An 18,507-nucleotide genomic window follows, 5' to 3' on the forward strand; every position below is an offset into this window, starting at 1 on the left:
TGGAGTCATCGCAACTCGGGTTATGTGAAGATCCGGCTCCGCTAGGTGTTCAGGGGTCGGCGGGCGACCAGGAAGACGTGGGTGACCGGCCAGTCGACCGGGGTGCCGGACGGGGTGGTCAGGGACGCGACCGGGGCCAGGCGGTTGTCGACGATCCACTCGTTGCGCAGGGTCTCCGACGCCGGGTCGATCTCGAAGCCGATGTCGGTGAGCAGGGACTTCCAGTCGGCGAACTCGAAGCCGCAGAACTGTTCCTGGGTCTCGGAGAGCCAGTTGTCCGGGTAGTCCTTGCGGGTGAGGTAGTCCATCGCGTCGCCGAACGGGAGTTCCACGGTGGTGGCGTCGACGGGGGTGAACGAGAACGGGAAACGGTAGTCGGTGGCGAACTGGTCCAGGCGGGCCCGGGTGGACAGGCCGCCGACGTACTCCGCGACTTCCGGGGTCGACAGGGACGCGAGCTCACGTCGTACCGAAGCGGGGTTGTTGCCGTCGGTGTCACTCAGGGTGAGCCGGATCGTGCGGTCGCGGCCGTCCGGGCCGCAGACGTCGCTGTTGATCCAGACGCCGCCGGGCGCGGTGTGGTCGTAGATGGCCTGCGCGAACGCCCGCAGTGAGGTGGCCCGGTCGCCGTAGGACCAGATCTCGTGGGTGAGCGCGAACGTCAGCGTCGTGTCGACCGAGCGTGGCGGGAAGATGGCGCCGCCGAGCACGTTGCGGCGGTAGAAGTAGACGTTGGCGTTGCGGAAGAAGCCCTGGGCCTTCTTGTGCACGCACTCGTCGTAGAGGTGCCGGGCGATCTCGACGCCGATGAGGTCGCTCTCGCGCAGGGCCGGTTCCTGGTCGGCGCGTTCGAGGACCGCGCCGGCGCCGCAGCCGATGTCCACGATCCGGCCCGGTCGCACGTGCGGGCGGACCAGGTCCCATTTGCGTTCGGCCGCGTCGGCGAACGCCTCCGCGTAGGTGCGGTAGTCACGGGTCGTGGTCAGGCCGCCCTCGTCGCCGACGACCGGGTCGTTCATCACCGTGCGGACCGTGTCGACCAGCCGGTAGCGGTCGAAGACGTCGGCTGTGGCCGGGTGGGCCAGCTCACGCCACGTCTCGTCCCCGGCGGCAAGGCGCAGGAGCACATCCCAGGGCCTTTCCGGTACGGGGCTGAGCGCGGCCTCGACGCCGGCGATGCGGAAGCCGAGCAGCTCGTACAGGGCGGCGACCTGGGGTGTGGAGCACGCGACCACGGTGTTCTCCGGGGTCAGCGTGATGCCGGTGGCCACCGCGACGTTCTTGAGGGTGACCTCGGCGAAGCGGTCGGTGGGCGCGGTGTCGAAGACCGGGACGACCAGCGAGCGCAGGCCGGCGAGCACGCTGAAGCGCTCGATCGCGGCTTCCCGGCGGTGGAACGGCACCGGGTTGCGCTTGGTGTTCGCGTGGTTTGCGGAGGTTACCGCCCATATGATCGTCGAGTCCGGGAAATCAGCCAGATACCCGGCCTGGAATCGGGTTAGTACATGGTGACGTCCAGGGAACAACACGAACTGAGATTCCATTGGGTCGTTGATACCGTACGAGAACACGACCATGAGGACCGGAGGCCCGGAAAATGGCTGATCGCACTGCTCACCGGCATCGTGTGGTGATCGTGGGTGCCGGTTTCGGCGGTCTTTTCGCGACGAAGGCGCTCAAGAACGCCGATGTCGACATCACCTTGATCAACGGCACCGCCTACCACCTGTTCCAGCCGCTGCTGTATCAGGTGGCGACCGGCATCCTCTCCGAGGGCGAGATCGCCCCGCCGATCCGCGAGATCCTGCGCCGGCAGGACAACGTCGACGTGAAGCTCGGCTGGGTCACCGACATCGACGTCGAGGCCAAGAAGGTTTCCGTCTCGGCGCCGGGCATCGATTACGAGGTCGGGTACGACACGCTGATCGTCGGTGCCGGCGCGTCCCAGTCGTATTTCGGCAACGACCAGTTCGCCGACCACGCGCCCGGCATGAAGAGCATCGACGACGCGCTGGAGCTGCGCGCCCGGATCTTCGGCGCGTTCGAGCTGGCCGACCTGCAGACCGATCCCGCCGAGCAGGAACGCTGGATGACGTTCGTGGTCGTCGGCGCCGGCCCGACCGGGGTGGAGATGGCCGGGCAGATCGCCGAGCTGGCCCACCGCAACCTCGCCGGGCAGTACAAGCACATCGACCCCAAGCGGGCCCGGGTCATCCTGATCGACGCCGTGGACGCGGTGCTCAAGACGTTCGGTGACGCGCTGTCCACCCGGGCGCTGCGGCAGTTGCACCTGCTCGGCGTCGAGGTTGAGCTGGAGACCATGGTGACCGGCGTCGACGCGACCGGCATCGACGTCAAGACCAAGCGCGGCACCGAGCGCATCGAGTCGATGACCAAGATGTGGGCCGCGGGGGTCGCCGCACCGCCGCTGGCCCGCAAGCTCGCGGCCGCGGCGGGCGCCGAGACCGACCGGGCCGGCCGGATCATGGTCGAGCAGGACTGCTCGCTGCCCGGTCACCCGGAGATCTTCGCGGTCGGCGACATGATGGCGCTCAACGGCCTGCCCGGCGTCGCGCAGGTCGCGATCCAGAGCGGCCGGCACGCGGCCGACCAGATCAAGCGCCGCCTCAAGCGGCAGGAGACCGGTCAGAAGTTCGAGTACTTCGACAAGGGCAGCATGGCGACGGTGTCGCGGTTCCACGCGGTGGCCAGCATCGGCAAGATCCACCTGTCCGGCTTCATCGGCTGGCTGATGTGGCTCGCCGTCCACCTGCTCTACATGGTCGGCTTCAAGAACAGGTTCACCGCGGTGGTGCACTGGTTCGTCAGCTTCCTGGGCCGGGGCCGTTCCGAACGGGTGGCGACGTTCCAGCAGTCCTACGCCCGGATGGCGGTCCGTGAATACGGTGACCCGTTCGAGCGCCGCCGGGCCGAGGCCGAGGCCGAGGCCGCGCTGAAAAAAGAGCCGGTGAAAGAGCCGGTCAAGGCGAAGAGCTAGAGCTCCAGGCGGTGCGCCGGTCCCGGGCCGTCCGGCACGACGGTTATCCGTACGCCCAACTTGCGCCGAAGTGACGCCAGGCACAACGTGACCACGGCTCGGAGCCCGGCGGGCAGCTGCTCGCCGAGTTCCGGGTCCGGCACGGCCTGGCCCGGGCTGCGCATCAGGCGGTGCAGCACCTCGAACTCGGCGCCGGTCAGCGGCACCGGCACGCCCCCGCGGCGCACGCTGCGGCTCTCCACGGTCAGCTCGACGTCGCCGACGCTGAGCACCGTGCCGGCCGGGGCAACCTCGGAGGTGCCGAGAACGACGCGCAGCCGCGACACCACGTCGTCCAGGCTGAACGGCTTGGTCAGGTAGTCGTCCGCGCCGGCGAGCAGGCCGGCCGCACGGTCCTCGGCCGAGTCGCGGGCGGTCAGGAACAGCACCGGCAGCCCGGGCCACTCGCTGCGCAGCCGGCGCAGTACCTCGACACCGTCGAGGTCGGGCAGCATCACGTCGAGCAGGACCGCGTCGGGGGTGAAGAAGGCCGCCGTGGTCAGGGCCGTCGCGCCGTGGCAGGCACTACGGACGTCCCAGCCCTCGTAGCTCAGCGTCAGCGTGAGCAGCTCGGCCAGCGACGGCTCATCGTCCACCACCAGGATCCGCGCGGGTCGTTCCGCGGCGCCGTAGCGGCTGCCGGGAGCGGCTGAGGTTGCCATCGTCATGGGGAAAGCTTCGGCCGGGGCGTTGTGACCACCCTGAGCAGCACATGTGGATGAGCTGTGACCGCGTCGTCACGCAGAGAGCGTGGCGTAGCGGCCGCCGGAGGAGACCAGGGCATCGTGCGTGCCGGACTCGAGGATCCGGCCGTGGTCGACGACGGCGATCTGGTCGGCGTCGCGGACCGTGGAGAGGCGATGGGCGATCGTCACCGTGGTGCGGCCCTTCGCCAGCTCGTCGAAGGCGCGCTGCACCGCGCGCTCGGTCTCGGTGTCCAGCGCGCTGGTCGCCTCGTCGAGCACCAGGATGCGAGGGTCGCGCAGCAGGGTACGGGCGATCGCGATGCGCTGCTTCTCGCCACCGGAGAAGCGGTGGCCACGGGAGCCGACGACGGTGTCGTAACCGTCGGGCAGGGCGGCGATCAGGTCGTGGATCTGCGCGGCACGGGCGGCCTGCTCCAGTTGCTCGTCGGTGGCGTCCGGGCGGGCATAGCGCAGGTTCTCCCGGATCGTGGTGTGCAGCAGGTACGTCTCCTGGCTCACCACGCCGACGATGCCGGCGAGGTCGGCCAGGCGCAGGTCGCGGACGTCGATGCCGTCGATCGTGACCCGGCCGGAACCGGGGTCGTAGAGCCGGGCGATGAGCGCGGCGAGGGTGCTCTTGCCCGAACCGGTCTCACCGACCAGGGCCAGCGAGGTGCCGGCCGGGACGTCCAGGGTCACGCCGGCGACCGCGGCGGTCTCGCTGCCCGGGTACGCGAACGTGACGTCCTCGAATCGCAGGTGCCCCGCGATCCGGGCCGGGTCGGCGGTCACCGGGTGGGCCGGGTCGTCGACCTCCACCGGCAGGTCGAGGTATTCGAAGATCCGCGCGAAAAGCGCCAGTGAGCTGGTCAGCGACACGCCGACGCCGAGCAGGCCCATCAGCGGGCGGAACAGGCCGGTCTGCAGTGCGGTGAACGCGACCAGGGTGCCGATGCTCAGCGTCCCGGCGGTGAACGGCAGGCCGGCGCTGAGGTAGATCACCGCGGGGATGGCGGCGAAGATGATGCTCATCGACGCCATGCGCCAGCGGCCGGCGAGCTCCGAGCGCAGCTCCAGGTCGATGAGGCGCTGCGACGAGGCGGTGAAACGGTCGACGAGGGCGGCGCCCGTACCCATCGTCTTGCTCAGCTGAATGCCGCTGACCGAGAGGCCCTCCTCGACGGTGACGTTGAGGTCGGCGAGCTCGCGCTGCCGTTGCGCGGTGATCTCGCGGCGCATCCGGGCGACCCGGCGGGTCAGGAAGATCGCGGGCGGCAGGACGACCAGCGACACGAGCGACAGTTGCCAGCTCAGTGCGGCCATGGCGACCGCGGTGGCGACGGCGGTGGTGAGGTTCGAGGCGATCGAGGTGGCGGTCGAGGTGACGACCGACTGCATGCCGCCGATGTCGTTGGTGATGCGGGACTGCACCTCACCGGTACGGGTGCGGGTGAAGAACGCGACCGACTGGCGGTGCAGGTGGGTGAACACGTCGGTGCGCAGCCGGTGCATGACCTGCTGGCCGACCTTGGTGGAGATCCAGGTCTGGACCACGCCCAGCGCGGACGTGACCGCGGCGACCGCGACCATGCCGGCGACGAGCCAGGCCAGCAGCGTGAGGTTCTGATCGGGCAGCGCGACGTCGATGACCTCGCGGAGCAGGAACGGCGAGGCCATGGCGAGCACCGAGGACACCACGATGATGGCGACGACGACGGTGAGCTGGGCCCGGTGGGCGGTGAAGAGCCGGCCGATGCGGCGCAGGGAGACGTCCTTCGCCTGCTTCTTCTCGGCGGCGGTCAATTTCTTGGGGGAGCGGCGGGAGCCGGTGTCGGATGGGGCTGCCAAGTGGGCCTTCTTTCCACGGGAACGCGATATTGCTGAGGTTACCTCAACATGAGGGAACAACAGCAACCGCTGGTACGATATTCCCTGTGGAGGACAGCACACTCTCCGAACTCTTCTGGGCCGTCGCCCGCCGCCTGCGTCACCTCAGCAAGGAGACACTCGAGCCGCTGGAGATCTCGCCGTCCCAGGCCCGGGCGATCGGGGAGCTGACCCGCCACGGCTCCATGCGGCCCGGGGTGCTGGCCGAGCACCTGCGCATCGCCGCGCGTTCCGCCACCGAGGTCATCGACGACCTCCAGGACCGCGGCCTCGTCGAGCGCGACCACGACCCGGCCGACCGGCGCGCCACCCTGGTGTCGCTGACCGCGGCCGGCCGGGCGGCCGCCGAGCGGATCAAGGCGACCCGGCGGGCCGAGGCGGAACGCTTCTTCGGCGCGCTCGAGCCGGCCGATCGCGACGAGCTCGCCCGCATCCTCGGCAAACTCCGCGACTGACCGGACCCGCCGCCGCGCCGCGGTCACTTCGGGGTGAGATCGCCGGGGTGGGGCCGCCTCGGCCGTGGTTGCCGGGTGCGGTGTGCAGGCTGCGGGGCCTGGGGCTGCGAGGCGTGGGGCTGCGGGGCCTGGGGCTGCGGGGCCTGGGGCTGCGGGGCCTGGGGCTGCGAGGCGTGAGGCTGCGAGGCGTGAGGCTGCGAGGCGTGGGCTGCGAGGCGTGGGGCTGCGGGACGTGGGGCTGCGGGGCGCGGGCTGCAGGGCGCGGGGCTGCCGAGGCGTGGGCTGCGAGGCGTGGGGCTGCCGGGTGGGCGGCCCCGGGTGAGCGGGCGCGGGCGTGGGTGGGTGCCGCTCGACCGGCCGGCCCGGGGGTGAAGCAGAGAGTTGGGCGGGTGTCCAGAGGGTGGCACCGGGTTGAGCGGCTGATCACATCTGGGTATCCGGATTGTGACACCTCGATGTCAGGGGGCCAAGATCTCCGGGGCGCGGCGCGTGCGGCGGCGCGGGGACGGGGGCCGTCGTGACGGTGGTGGAGTCCGCCAGGGACGGGCGCCGGGCGGCCGTGCTCGCGGCGGTTCGGGAGATACTGCTGGTCGGCGGGCTGTTCCTGGCCTATGAGCTGGCCCGGTTGCTGGCCACCGGGCATGCCGGGGTCGCGATGGCGAACGCCGAGCGGGTCTGGGACCTGGAGCGCGCCCTGCGGTTGCCGTCCGAGGCGGCCGTGCAGGGGTTGTTCATCGATCACCGTTCGCTGATGCGGCTGATCAACTCGTACTACGCGTACGTGCACTTCCCGGCCACCGCGCTGGCCCTGGTGTGGATGTACGTCCGCCGCCCGGCGCTGTACGGCTGGATGCGCTGGACGCTGGCCGCGCTGACCGGGGTGGCCCTGCTCATCCACCTGGGGCTGCCGCTCGCCCCGCCGCGGATGATGGCGTTCACCGGGCTCGCCGACAGCGGGCACCTGATCGGCCCGGCGGTCTACGGGCCGCCCGACACCGACCAGGTCAGCAACCAGTATGCGGCGATGCCGTCGCTGCACGTCGGCTGGGCGCTGGCCGTCGCCATCGCGCTGATCGTGGCGACCCGGTCGCGGTGGCGGTGGCTGTGGCTGGCCCATCCGCTGATCACCCTGCTGGTGGTCGTCTCGAGCGGCAATCATTACTGGCTCGACGCGATCGTGGTGGGTGCCCTGCTCACCGCCGTGCTTCTCATCCTTCCGTGGTCACACGACCGACAGCCCGCGGAGTCCACTTCGTCCTGATATGGTCGCCATGCGCGTCTGTGTGGTGGGGGCCGGTCAGGCCGGGCTGCAGTTCGCCCTGGGATTGCTCGCCGAGGGGTTCGAGGTCACCGTCGTCTCCGCCCGCACCCCCGGCGAGCTGCGGCAGGGGCCGCCGCTGAGCACCCAGGCGATGTTCCATGACGCGCTCGAGACCGAGCGGGCGTACGGCCTGAACCTCTGGACGCCCAGGCGCTCGCGTTCGAGGGCCTGCGGTTCTCGCTGTCCGCGCCGCCGGGGGAGCGGGCGCCGGCGTTCGGCGCGCGCCTGACCCACCCCGGGATCAGCGTCGACCAGCGGGTCAAGATGGCCGCCTGGCTGGAGCTCGCGGAGCAGCGCGGGGCCGAGGTGCGCTACCGCTCACGGTGGTCGCGGCCGGCAAGGGCGACCTGACGACGATCGTCGAGCCGGACCCGGCGCGTACGGCGTTCGCCGCCCCGCAACGGGCGCTGTCCATCGCGTACGTGCGGGGTCTGGGCCCGGATCCGGAGTTCACCGCACCGCACGTGAGCTTCGACGCCGTACCCGGTGTGGGTGGGCTCTTCGTCATTCCCGCCCTGACCCTCGACGGGCTCTGCGACATCCTGTTCTGGGAGGCGCTGCCCGGTGGGCCGGCCGATCTGTGGACCGCGCGTGAGCCGATGGAGCCCGCCCGGCACCTGCCCCTGATGCTCGACCTGGCCGGCACGTATGTGCCCTGGGCGGCGTCGCGGGCCGGGTCCGTGCGGCTCGCCGGCGCGCGGCCGACGCTGCAAGGCCGGTTCACGCCGGTCGTGCGTGAGCCCGTCGCGGTGGTCGACGGCGCGCGCCGCGACGGAGTGGACGAACGCGATGCTGCAGCCGCCGCGAATGCCCAGGTCGCAACGCGGTTCGCGGACGGTTTCTCGGATCCGTCCGATTTTGACCACTGGTTCATGACGCCGTCCGCAGTCGATCGGTAGCTCACCGCTGTGTAACCTGAGCCACTTTACTGACCGATCGGACAGTCTCTGACCGATCGGTCAGGCATGATGGCGATCATGGTTCGCGTCAGCACCCGCGACGAGATCCTCCGCGTCGCGGCGGAGCAGTTCACCCGCACCGGCTACAAAGGTACGTCCCTGCAGGAGATCGCCGCGGCGGTCGGGTGCTCGAAGGCCACCCTGCTGTACCACTTCGCGACCAAGGACGCGATCCTGCACGCCCTGGTGGCTCCCGCCGTGCAAGCGCTCACCGAGCTCATGACGTACCTGGATGGTCTGGACAATGCCGACGTCCAAGCCGCGGCGATCGACGGCTTTGTCGATCTCGTGCTGCGCTTCCGGCGCGAGGTGGCCCTGATCTACGACGTCATCCCGCAGTTCCTGCATGAACCGGCGTTCGACACCGTGCGGCCCATGACCGACCGGCTCTGCGCCATCTTCGCCGGTGACTCGCCCGATCCCGCCCGTTTCATCGCCGCCGAGGTGGTGCTGGGCGGGATCGCCGGCGTGGTCATCGACGACCAGCGGGACGCGGCCGAGCTGCGCCCCGCGCTCACCGGGGTCGCCCGCCGGGCCCTGTTCCCCCCACCTCCAGACAAGGACTGACATGGCAACCCTGCTGTACAGGCTCGGCCGGGCCTCGTTCCGCCGCCGGAGAGCGGTGGTCGCGCTGTGGCTCGTGCTGCTCGCCGCCCTCGGTGGCGCGGCGGTGGCCTTCATGGGCCCGACCTCGAGCGACTTCACCATGCCCGGCACCGAGTCGCAGCGCGCGATCGACGCGCTCAAGACCGAGTTCCCCGAGGCCAGCGGCGCGACCGGCACCATCGTGGTGCGCGCGCCCGAGGCCCGGACCCTCTCCGACGAACCGCTCAAGAGCGCTGTGCTGGGCCTGGTCCAGGAGGCCAACCAGCTGCCCGGCGTGGTCGGCGCGCTCGACCCGTTCACCACCAAGGCCCTGTCGCAGGACAACCGGTACGCGCTGATCCAGGTGCAGTTCACCGGCGCGGCCGACGACATCACCGAGGAGCAACGTTCCGCGTACGAGAAGAGCGGCGCCGCGGCTGAGCAAGCCGGTCTGACCGTCGCGCACGGCGGGGAGGTGCTCAACGCCCCGCCCGAGGTCGGTGGCACCGAGGGCATCGGTGTGGTCATCGCGCTGGTGGTCCTGGTCGTCACGTTCGGCTCGCTCGTCGCGGCCGGCATGACCATGCTCAACGCGCTCATCGGCGTCGGCGCGGGCATGGCCGGCCTGTACGCGCTCAGCAGCGTCTTCCATCTGACCAGCGTCACCCCGGTGCTGGCCCTGATGCTCGGCCTCGCCGTCGGCATCGACTACTCGCTGTTCATCACGTCCCGGTACCGTCAGCACCTGCTCGAAGGTCTCGAGCCGGAGGCCGCGGCCGCCCGCGCGGTGGGTACGGCCGGTTCCGCCGTCCTGTTCGCCGGCCTGACCGTCGTCATCGCCCTGGCCGGGTTGTCCGTGGTCGGCATCCCGTTCCTGAGCGTGATGGGTCTGGCCGCCGCCGGCACCGTGGCGGTCGCCGTGCTGGTCGCCCTCACGCTGCTCCCGGCACTGCTCGGCTTCGCCGGGGACAAGGTGCTGCCCCGCAAGCTGCGCACCGAGCGCGTCGTCCCGGCCGAGGGCTTCGGCTTCCGCTGGGCGCGGATCGTGACCCGGTTCCGCGTACCCGTCATCGTGGTCGGCATCCTCGGCCTCGGCGCGCTGGCGCTGCCCGCCGCCGACATGCGGCTCGCGTTGCCCGGCGCGAGCGCCGGTCCCGAAGGCACCCCCGCGCGCGAGGCCGCCGACCTGGTCAGCGCCGGTTTCGGTCCCGGCTTCAACGGCCGGCTCGCGCTCGTCGTCTCCGGTGACACCCCGGAGCTGACCGCCGCCGCCTCCCAGCAGGCCATCCAGGTGCTGCAGGGCACCGAGAACCTGCTCGCGGTCACCCCGCCGAACTTCAGCCAGGACAAGAAGACCGCGCTGCTGGCGATCATCCCGAAGGACGGCCCGACCACGGCGAGCACCGAGGCGCTGGTGCACGACGTGCGGGACAAGACCCATGGACTGGGCGGTGCCGACGTGTCGGTGACCGGGCAGACCGCGGTCGGCATCGACGTCTCCGAGAAGCTCTCCGACGCCATGCCGATCTATCTGCTGCTGGTCGTCGGCCTGTCGGTCCTGCTGCTCATGCTCGTGTTCCGCTCGATCCTCGTGCCGCTCAAGGCCGCCCTCGGCTTCCTGCTCACCGTCGGTGCGACGTTCGGCGTCACGGTGCTGATCTTCCAGGAGGGGCACCTGGCCGGGCTCGTCGGTCTCGACACCCCCGGCCCGCTGGTCAGCTTCCTGCCGATCCTGCTCATCGGCATCCTGTTCGGGCTCGCGATGGACTACGAGGTCTTCCTCGTCTCGCGGATGCGCGAGGACTTCGTGCACGGCGCCGGCGTCCAGGAATCCACCATCAGCGGTACGGGCCACGGTGCGCGCGTGGTCACCGCGGCCGCGCTGATCATGATCAGCGTCTTCGCCGGCTTCGCGCTGATCGAGGATCCGATCATCAAGTCGATGGGCTTCGCGCTCGCGCTGGGCATCGCCATCGACGCGTTCATCGTCCGGATGACCATCGTCCCGGCGGTCGTGTCACTGCTCGGCCGGGCATCCTGGTGGCTGCCGCGCTGGCTCGACAAGGCGCTGCCGAACGTCGACATCGAGGGCGAGAAACTGCGCGAGGAGCTGGACGAACGTCCCGCCGAGGTGCCGGTCGGCGCTTGAGAGCGTTAACAAAACCGGGTTAACCGGTTGAGGTCCGGGACGCCCCAGGGCGTCCCGGTTCTTCATTGCAGGATTGTTACCTGACGGGTGATCTCGAAACTTGCGAATCATCTTCTCATCGGAATAGGTTGCCGTCGGCAACAAACTTCGATGAAGAGCAGACCCGGAGGCATCCATGACGTTCGTGAGGGGGTGCGTGCGATGACGACGAACGCCCCGATCCTCCTGGAGATGCGTTCCATCACCAAGGAGTTCCCCGGAGTCAAGGCGCTCTCCGATGTCAACCTGGTCGTGAAGGCCGGCGAGATCCACGCCATCTGTGGCGAGAACGGCGCCGGGAAGTCGACACTGATGAAGGTGCTCAGTGGCGTCTACCCGTACGGCACCTACTCGGGTGACATCGTTTACCAAGGCGCCGAGGCACGCTACTCGGACATCCGGCAGAGCGAGCGCGCCGGCATCGTGATCATCCACCAGGAGCTCGCGCTCATCCCGGACATGTCGATCACCGAGAACATCTTCCTCGGCAACGAGCCGCGCAAGCGCGGTGCGATCGACTGGAAGTCCGCGCAGCGCCAGGCCCTCGACCTGATGGCCCGCGTCGGCCTCAGCGAGGACCCCGACACCCTGATCAAGGACATCGGCGTCGGCAAGCAGCAGCTGGTGGAGATCGCCAAGGCGTTCGCCAAGGACGTCAAGCTGCTCATCCTCGACGAGCCCACCGCGGCGCTGAACGAGGCCGACTCGCAGCACCTGCTCGACCTGCTGCGCGGGTTCCGCGAGCGCGGCATCACCTCGATCATGATCTCGCACAAGCTGAACGAGATCGAGGCGATCTCCGACTCGATCACGATCCTGCGCGACGGCAGGACGGTCGAGACGCTGGACGTCAAGGCCGACGGCGTCGACGAGGACCGCATCGTGCGGGGCATGGTCGGCCGCGAGCTGAGCAGCCGCTTCCCCGACCACACGCCGACCATCGGCGAGGTGTTCTTCGAGGTCCGCGACTGGAACGTGCGCCACCCGATCTCCGCCGAGCGCCAGGTCTGCAAGCACGAGAGCTTCAACGTCCGCAAGGGCGAGATCGTCGGTTTCGCCGGCCTGATGGGCGCCGGCCGCACCGAGCTGGCGATGAGCATCTTCGGCCGCTCCTACGGCGTCTACGAGTCCGGGCAGATCTTCAAGGACGGCAAGGAGATCAAGCTCAAGACCGTCGCCGACGCCATCGACCACGGCCTGGCGTACGTCAGCGAGGACCGCAAGGCGATCGGCCTCAACCTGCTCGACGACATCAAGACGTCGACGGTGGCCGCGAAGCTGTCCAAGATCTCGCACCGCGGCGTGCTGAGCGAGGTCGAGGAGTACGAGGCCGCCGAGGCCTACCGCAAGGAACTGCGCACCAAGGCGCCGACCGTGGACGAGGGCGTCTCCAAGCTCTCCGGCGGCAACCAGCAGAAGGTCGTCCTGGCGAAGTGGATGTTCACCGACCCCGACCTGCTGATCCTCGACGAGCCCACCCGCGGCATCGACGTGGGTGCCAAGTACGAGATCTACGGCATCATCCAGCGGCTCGCCGACCAGGGGAAGGGCATCATCGTCATCTCCTCGGAGCTGCCTGAGCTGATCGGGCTCTGCGACCGCATCTACACCGTGTTCGAAGGCCAGATCACGGGCGAGCTCGCCCGCGAGCAGGCGGACCCGGAGACCCTCATGAAGCAGATGACCTCGACGAAGAAGATGCAGACGCGATGAGCCGATTCAAGGACCTTCAGAAGAACCTGTTCGGAGGCACGACCTCCAACGCCCGCCAGTTCGGCATGATCTTCACCCTCGTGGCGATCGTCCTGCTGTTCCAGGGCCTCACCGCCAACAACCTGGGCGTGGGCTTCGGTGACGGCCTGACCCTGCGGTCGGACAACCTGATCGCGCTGTTCCAGCAGAACTCCTACATCCTGATCCTGGCCATCGGCATGCTGATGGTGATCGTCGCCGGCCACATCGACCTCTCGGTCGGCTCGGTCGCCGCGTTCACCGGCATCCTGGTCGCCAAGTCCATGGCGGACTGGGACCTGCCCTGGCCGGTCGCCATCCTGTTCGGCCTCGCGATCGGCGCGGCCATCGGTGCCTGGCAGGGCTTCTGGGTCGCGTACGTGGGAGTGCCCGCGTTCATCGTGACGCTGGCCGGCATGCTGCTGTGGCGCGGTGCCAACCAGTACGTCGGCAACGCCGACACCATCCCGGTGCCCAAGGGCTTCCAGGACATCGGCGCGGGCTTCCTGCCGGAGGTCGGCCCGAACACCGGCTACAACAACCTGACGCTGCTGCTCGGCCTCGCCGCCTGCCTCGCCGTCGTGTGGCGTGAGCTGCAGGCCCGCAAGGTCCGCAAGGAGATGAACGCCGAGCCGGCGCCGCTGTGGGTCTCGGTCTTCCGGATGGCCGTCATGGTCGCCGTGCTGGTCTTCGTGACGCTGCGCTTCGCCGGTGGCCGGGTCGGCACCAGCTTCCCGGTCTCCGGTCTGATCCTCGTGGTCCTCGTGATCGCGTACAGCTTCTACACCCGCAACACCGCCGGCGGCCGGCACATCTACGCCGTCGGTGGCAACTCGCGGGCCGCCGAGCTGTCCGGTGTGAAGCTCAAGCGGGTCAACTTCTTCGTCATGATGAACATGTCGATCCTGGCCTCGCTGGCCGGCATGATCTTCGTGGCCCGCTCCGCCGCCTCCGGCCCGCAGGACGGCCTGAGCTGGGAGCTCGACGCGATCGCGGCCGTGTTCATCGGTGGCGCCGCGGTCTCCGGCGGTATCGGCACCATCTCCGGCTCCATCGTCGGTGGTCTAGTCATGGCCGTGCTCAACAACGGCCTCCAGCTGCTCGGCGTCGGCTCCGACCGGGTGCAGATCATCAAGGGCCTGGTGCTGCTGCTCGCGGTCGCACTGGACGTCTACAACAAGAGCCAGGGGCGCTTCTCGATCATCGGAAGCCTGACGCGCCCCTTCCGTCGGGACGAACCATCCGACCCGACAAAGCAGTCGGACGCGAGCGACAAGCCCGCCACGACGACGGTGGCCGGCTGACGGCCACCACCCCCCTCTCACCCGTAACACCACTCTCACAAGAAGGGTTAACCCCCAAATGCGGAACTTCTTCGGCAAGACGGTGGCGGTTGGCGCCATCGCGATGCTGGCATTGACCGCCTGTGGCTCCGGCCGCGAGGGCGACAGCGACAGCGGCAGCGGCGACAGCAAGTCCGGCTTCGCGGCCGACTCGCTCATCGGTGTGGCGCTGCCCGCGAAGACCTCGGAGAACTGGGTCCTCGCCGGTGACCTGTTCACCAACGGTCTCAAGGAGGCCGGTTTCCAGAGCGACGTGCAGTACGCCGGCGCGTCGACCACGGTCGCCGACCAGCAGGCCCAGATCACCGCGATGACGACCAAGGGCGCCAAGGTCATCATCATCGGCGCGACCGACGCCGCGCAGCTGTCGACCCAGGTCACCGCCGCGCACGCCGCCGGTGCCAAGGTCATCGCGTACGACCGCCTCATCACGGGCACCCCGGACGTCGACTACTACGTCGCGTTCGACAACTTCAAGGTCGGCGTGCTCCAGGCGCAGGCCCTGCTCGAGGGCATGAAGGCCAAGAAGCCGGCCGGCCCGTACACCATCGAGCTCTTCGCCGGTTCGCCGGACGACAACAACGCCACCGTGTTCTTCGACGGCGCGATGTCGATCCTCAAGCCGGAGATCGAGTCGGGCAACATCGTTGTCGGCTCGGGCCAGAAGGACTTCAAGGCCGTCGCCATCACCGGGTGGAAGCCCGAGGGTGCGCAGGCCCGCATGGACCAGCTGCTGACCTCCACGTACGGCAGCAAGGAGCTGGACGGCGTCCTGTCCCCGAACGACACCCTGGGCCGCGCCATCATCCAGTCCGTCAAGAGCCGTAACAAGGCTGTCCCGGTCGTCACCGGCCAGGACTCCGAGGTCGAGTCGGTCAAGTCGATCGTCGCCGGCGAGCAGTACATGACGATCAACAAGGACACCCGCACCCTTGTCGCCGAGAGCATCAAGATGGTCAAGGCGCTGCAGGCGGGTCAGACCCCCGAGGTCAACGACACCAAGTCGTACAACAACGGCAGCAAGGTCGTCGACACCTACCTGCTCCCGCCGGTCGCGGTGACCAAGGCCAACGTGGCCGAGGCCTACGCGAGCGACCCGAAGCTGTCGGCCCTCACCAAGTAATCAGCACCATCGGCACCTGAGGGTCCCCGGAGTCCGCTCCGGGGACCCTTTCGCCGTTCATGTCCACTCGTTTCAATGGTTCCACCGGTTTCATGGTCATGGCCGTCTCATGGTCCTGGCCGTTTCATGGTCCCGGCCGTTTCATCGTTCCGTCCGTTCGAAGCCCGTCCGTTCGAAGCCCGTCCGTTCGTCGTCCGTTCGGTCCAGGAAGGAGCCCGCTGGTGGTCGGCCCTCTGCGCCACCGCGGGCTGCGCGCTGCCGCCGGAACCCCCGCAGAAGCCGCGACCGCCGGAACCCCCGCCCCCGAGCAGCGGGCACCCCTGGCCCCCGCCGCCGGCCAGGAGGAGATCCGCCGCCAGAACCTCGGCGCCGTCCTTCGATATGTGCACGTGCACGGCCCGACATCGCGCGCCGAACTGACCAGCCACCTCGGTCTCAACCGCAGCACCATCGGCGCCCTCGCCGCCGACCTCGCCGCCTCCGGCCTGGTGACCGAGGAACCCCTGCCGGCCGCCCCGGCCCGCCGTGCGGGCCGCCCCTCGCTGGTGGTCAGCCCCCGCTCCGCCGCCATCTACGCGAACGCGCTGAGCATCGAGCCGGACCGCCTCCGCGCCGCCCGGGTCGGTCTCGGCGGCCACCTCCTCGACGTCCGCGAGGCCCCCCGCCCACCCGGCGCGGGCCTGTCCGCGACGGTCGCCGCCCTGGTAGAACTCGTCCACGCGATGCGACCGGCCGGCGACGACGCCTTCTGCATCGGCGGCGCGGTCGCGGTCGCCGACACCACCCACACCCTCCATCGGCCAACCGCCCACGAATCGGACTCCCGTGAATCAGGCGGCCGCGACGCCGCCGGCCGGGATCCCGGTGGCCGGCTGGGGGGTGGCCCGGCTGCCGACACCCGGGTTTCCGCTGATCGGGCTCTCGAAGGCTCGGCTCTCCCCGGCGGCCCTCTACCCGGCAGCCCTCCCGCCAGCGGCTCTCTGCCTGGCGGGGCTCTTCCCAGCGGGGCTGGCCCTCTCTCTGGTGGGGCTCTCTCTGGTAGGGCTCTCGAGGGCGGGGTCTACGGCGAACGGGCTTTCGGCGCTGAGGGCGGGCTGGTCGAAGCTCTCGACGCGGCACTGGTCGCGCCCGGACAGCGGGGATTCGTCGCCGGGGACCTGGCCGACATCGCCGCCCTCGCCGAGCACACCCGGGGCGTGGCCGCCGGCATCGACGACCTGCTCTACCTGCACGGCGACCTCGGCGTCAGCGCCGGCATCGTGACCGGCGGCCGGCTGGTCATCGGCCACCGCGGCCACAGCGGCAAGGTCGGCCACATGGTGGTCAACCCCACCGGGCGCCGGTGCGGCTGCGGCTCGCGCGGCTGCTGGGAGACCGAGATCGGGACCGGGCGTTTGCTCCAGCTCGCCGGCCTGCCACCGGACTCGCCGGACGGACCCCATGCCGTCGTACGGGCGGCGGCGCGCGGTGACCAGGCCGCGCTCGCATCCTTGGACGAGGTGGGCGACTGGCTCGGCTTCGGTGTCGCCAACCTCGTCAACGTGTTCAACCCGGACATCGTCATCTTCGGCGGCACCCTGGCCGAGGTGTACGAGGCGGCCGCCCCCGCGATCCGCCGCCGCCTCGACACGATGGCGCTGCCGGCCTCCCGTGAGCACCTGCAGCTGCGCGCCACCGGCTTGGGCGAGAACGCGGCCCTGATCGGCGCCGCCGAGCTCGCCTTCGACCCGCTGCTCAACGACCCACTGACCGCGGCCGTGGACAGCCGTGCCGCCGGGCCCGCCGAAAGCTGATCACTCCGGGCCCGGCCGTGCCGATTCGTGCGTGCTGGGACCGGCCGGGACCTGAACACTCCGGGCCCGGCCGCGCCGGATTCGCCCGTGCCGGGACCGGCCGAGAGCTGATCACTCCGGGCCCGGCCGTGCCGGGTGCACCTGTGCTGGGACCGGGCGGGAACCGATCATGCCGGGTCGATCGCGCCGGGCCCGGGTCAGCCGCGCTGGGGGATCCGCCGAGAGCTGAGTCCGGGGAGCAGCGTCAGGCCGGCCAGGAAACCGCCCGCGACCATCAGCGCGTAGACGACCAGCAGGATGTCGGCGCCCGAGCCGAGGACGGCCGCGGCGAACACGATCACCAGGCCGAGCAGCATGGGGCCGGCGGCGAGCATCCAGGCTGCGACCTTCTGCGCCGGATTCCATCGCGGTGAAGCCGAGACCAGTGCCAGGCCGGCCAAGGGTCCGGCGCCGGGCAGGACCACGGCGCCCGCGGTCAACAGCGCCATGGCCGCGCACTCGGATGCTATTGAATGATTACTACCCTGGTCCGGGACCATCACCTGCCGGTCCGGGCGCAGCAGGTGTACGGGCATCCGGCCACGCCGTGCCGCCGCGGCCAGGGCCTCGGGCGGTCCGAGCCGGCGCAGGATCGGCTCCGGGTCGTCGATGCGATCGCCGGGAGTGTGCCGTCGCAACGCGATGTAGTCGGCCACCGTCGTCATGAGCTCGTCGCGCAGCTCCGGCTCGAGATCGTCGGACGCGGCCCAGAGCGCGGCCAGATAGTCCAGAACGAGAACATCGGTGTGCACGAGCGGCGTGGCACTGTCGGGACCGGACGTCATCGACTCCCCCTGAGATTCGCCATTTGACAACGGCTCTCAGCATCGCGACCGGAGCATCGGCCCCGCATCCGGCCACGGACCGGCCTTGCCCGCACCACCTCCACCTTTCGGCCGACCCGGAGCCGGCCCAGGCTGAGTGGCGCGCCCTGGCCATCCGCTTCCGGATTGTCCGCTTCCGACTGTTCCCTTCTCGGCGGCATCGCGGTGAGCCGGCCGAGGACGGCTGCCAGCGGTCCGAGGCAAGGCGCTGGAAGGCGGGCGAGGCACAAGGGCCGGATGGATCTGTGGCCGGTGGGCTGGTCCGCACGGCGACCCGGTAGGACCGGCGAGGTGGCGGGCCGGTGAATGCGGTGAGCCGGCGGGGTGGGAAGCGGTGGGGTGAGGTGGTGAGCGGGGTGGGGGTAGCGGAGAGACACGGTGAGCTGGGCAGCTGGGCAGCTGGGCGGTTGGGCAGCTGGGCGGGCTGGACGGGCTGGGCGGTTGGGCAGCTGGGCGGGCTGGACGGGACGGGACGGACGGGACGGACGGGACGGTGAGCTGAGCAGCTGGGCAGTTGGGCGGAGGGAGGATGCGGG

General features: G+C 70.0%; 15 protein-coding genes. 11 read left to right on the plus strand and 4 right to left on the minus strand.

The annotated features are described in order from the left end of the window. Window positions 1-41: 41 nt before the first annotated feature. Window positions 42-1,403, minus strand: coding sequence for a class I SAM-dependent methyltransferase (locus ACIA6A_RS09180; RefSeq protein WP_396096974.1), 1,362 nt, complete (start codon window positions 1,401-1,403; stop codon window positions 42-44). A gap of 194 nt (window positions 1,404-1,597) precedes the next feature. Between ACIA6A_RS09180 and ACIA6A_RS09185 the strand changes: the two genes are divergently transcribed. Next, window positions 1,598-2,998, plus strand: coding sequence for an NAD(P)/FAD-dependent oxidoreductase (locus ACIA6A_RS09185; protein ID WP_396096975.1), 1,401 nt, complete (start codon window positions 1,598-1,600; stop codon window positions 2,996-2,998). On the opposite strand, the gene ACIA6A_RS09190 is transcribed toward ACIA6A_RS09185, so the two are convergent. Together ACIA6A_RS09190 and ACIA6A_RS09195 are read right to left on the minus strand one after the other, a co-directional pair. Next, the gene (locus tag ACIA6A_RS09190) at window positions 2,995-3,705 is read right to left on the minus strand and encodes a response regulator transcription factor (RefSeq protein ID WP_396096976.1); all 711 of its coding nucleotides are present in this window, start codon (window positions 3,703-3,705) and stop codon (window positions 2,995-2,997) included. The genes ACIA6A_RS09185 and ACIA6A_RS09190 overlap by 4 nt on opposite strands. A gap of 69 nt (window positions 3,706-3,774) precedes the next feature. After that, window positions 3,775-5,526, minus strand: a complete 1,752-nt coding sequence (locus tag ACIA6A_RS09195) for an ABC transporter ATP-binding protein (RefSeq protein WP_396097616.1) — start codon at window positions 5,524-5,526, stop codon at window positions 3,775-3,777. Window positions 5,527-5,657: 131 nt separating this feature from the next. Here ACIA6A_RS09195 and ACIA6A_RS09200 point away from each other — a divergent pair, with 131 nt between their 5' ends. From ACIA6A_RS09200 to ACIA6A_RS09245, 10 genes are all read left to right on the plus strand, one after another. Beyond that, entirely contained in the window at window positions 5,658-6,065 is a 408-nt protein-coding gene (locus ACIA6A_RS09200) for a MarR family winged helix-turn-helix transcriptional regulator (protein ID WP_396096977.1), read from the plus strand. 517 nt (window positions 6,066-6,582) lie between these two features. Beyond that, the gene (locus tag ACIA6A_RS09205) at window positions 6,583-7,326 is read left to right on the plus strand and encodes a phosphatase PAP2 family protein (protein WP_396096978.1); all 744 of its coding nucleotides are present in this window, start codon (window positions 6,583-6,585) and stop codon (window positions 7,324-7,326) included. Between the two features lie 10 nt (window positions 7,327-7,336). Continuing rightward, window positions 7,337-7,615 carry an FAD-dependent oxidoreductase gene (locus ACIA6A_RS09210; RefSeq protein ID WP_396096979.1) on the plus strand — a complete coding sequence of 93 codons (279 nt, stop codon included), beginning with the start codon at window positions 7,337-7,339 and terminating at the stop codon, window positions 7,613-7,615. A 94-nt stretch (window positions 7,616-7,709) separates the two neighbouring features. Then, window positions 7,710-8,285, plus strand: a complete 576-nt coding sequence (locus tag ACIA6A_RS09215; RefSeq protein ID WP_396096981.1) for a styrene monooxygenase/indole monooxygenase family protein — start codon at window positions 7,710-7,712, stop codon at window positions 8,283-8,285. A gap of 78 nt (window positions 8,286-8,363) precedes the next feature. Further along, window positions 8,364-8,912 (plus strand): TetR/AcrR family transcriptional regulator, encoded by a 549-nt coding sequence (locus ACIA6A_RS09220; RefSeq protein ID WP_396096982.1) that lies wholly within the window; start codon window positions 8,364-8,366, stop codon window positions 8,910-8,912. A gap of 1 nt (window position 8,913) precedes the next feature. Then, window positions 8,914-11,079: an MMPL family transporter gene (locus ACIA6A_RS09225; RefSeq protein WP_396096983.1), complete on the plus strand. Its 2,166-nt coding sequence runs from the start codon at window positions 8,914-8,916 to the stop codon at window positions 11,077-11,079. A gap of 201 nt (window positions 11,080-11,280) precedes the next feature. Beyond that, entirely contained in the window at window positions 11,281-12,831 is a 1,551-nt protein-coding gene (gene mmsA, locus ACIA6A_RS09230) for a multiple monosaccharide ABC transporter ATP-binding protein (protein ID WP_396096984.1), read from the plus strand. Then, window positions 12,828-14,153 carry a multiple monosaccharide ABC transporter permease gene (gene mmsB / locus ACIA6A_RS09235; RefSeq protein ID WP_396096985.1) on the plus strand — a complete coding sequence of 442 codons (1,326 nt, stop codon included), beginning with the start codon at window positions 12,828-12,830 and terminating at the stop codon, window positions 14,151-14,153. Before mmsA ends, mmsB begins: the two co-directional genes overlap by 4 nt. A gap of 58 nt (window positions 14,154-14,211) precedes the next feature. Continuing rightward, complete coding sequence (locus ACIA6A_RS09240) at window positions 14,212-15,315, plus strand: substrate-binding domain-containing protein (protein ID WP_396096986.1); 1,104 nt, start codon at window positions 14,212-14,214, stop codon at window positions 15,313-15,315. Between the two features lie 320 nt (window positions 15,316-15,635). Next, on the plus strand, window positions 15,636-17,108 hold the full coding sequence (locus ACIA6A_RS09245; protein ID WP_396097617.1) for an ROK family protein: 1,473 nt from the start codon (window positions 15,636-15,638) through the stop codon (window positions 17,106-17,108). 197 nt (window positions 17,109-17,305) lie between these two features. On the opposite strand, the gene ACIA6A_RS09250 is transcribed toward ACIA6A_RS09245, so the two are convergent. Beyond that, window positions 17,306-17,932, minus strand: a complete 627-nt coding sequence (locus ACIA6A_RS09250) for an HAAS signaling domain-containing protein (RefSeq protein WP_396096987.1) — start codon at window positions 17,930-17,932, stop codon at window positions 17,306-17,308. Window positions 17,933-18,507 lie beyond the last annotated feature (575 nt).

It is taken from the genome of Actinoplanes sp. NPDC051494, assembly GCF_044454705.1.
Taxonomy (GTDB): domain Bacteria; phylum Actinomycetota; class Actinomycetes; order Mycobacteriales; family Micromonosporaceae; genus Actinoplanes.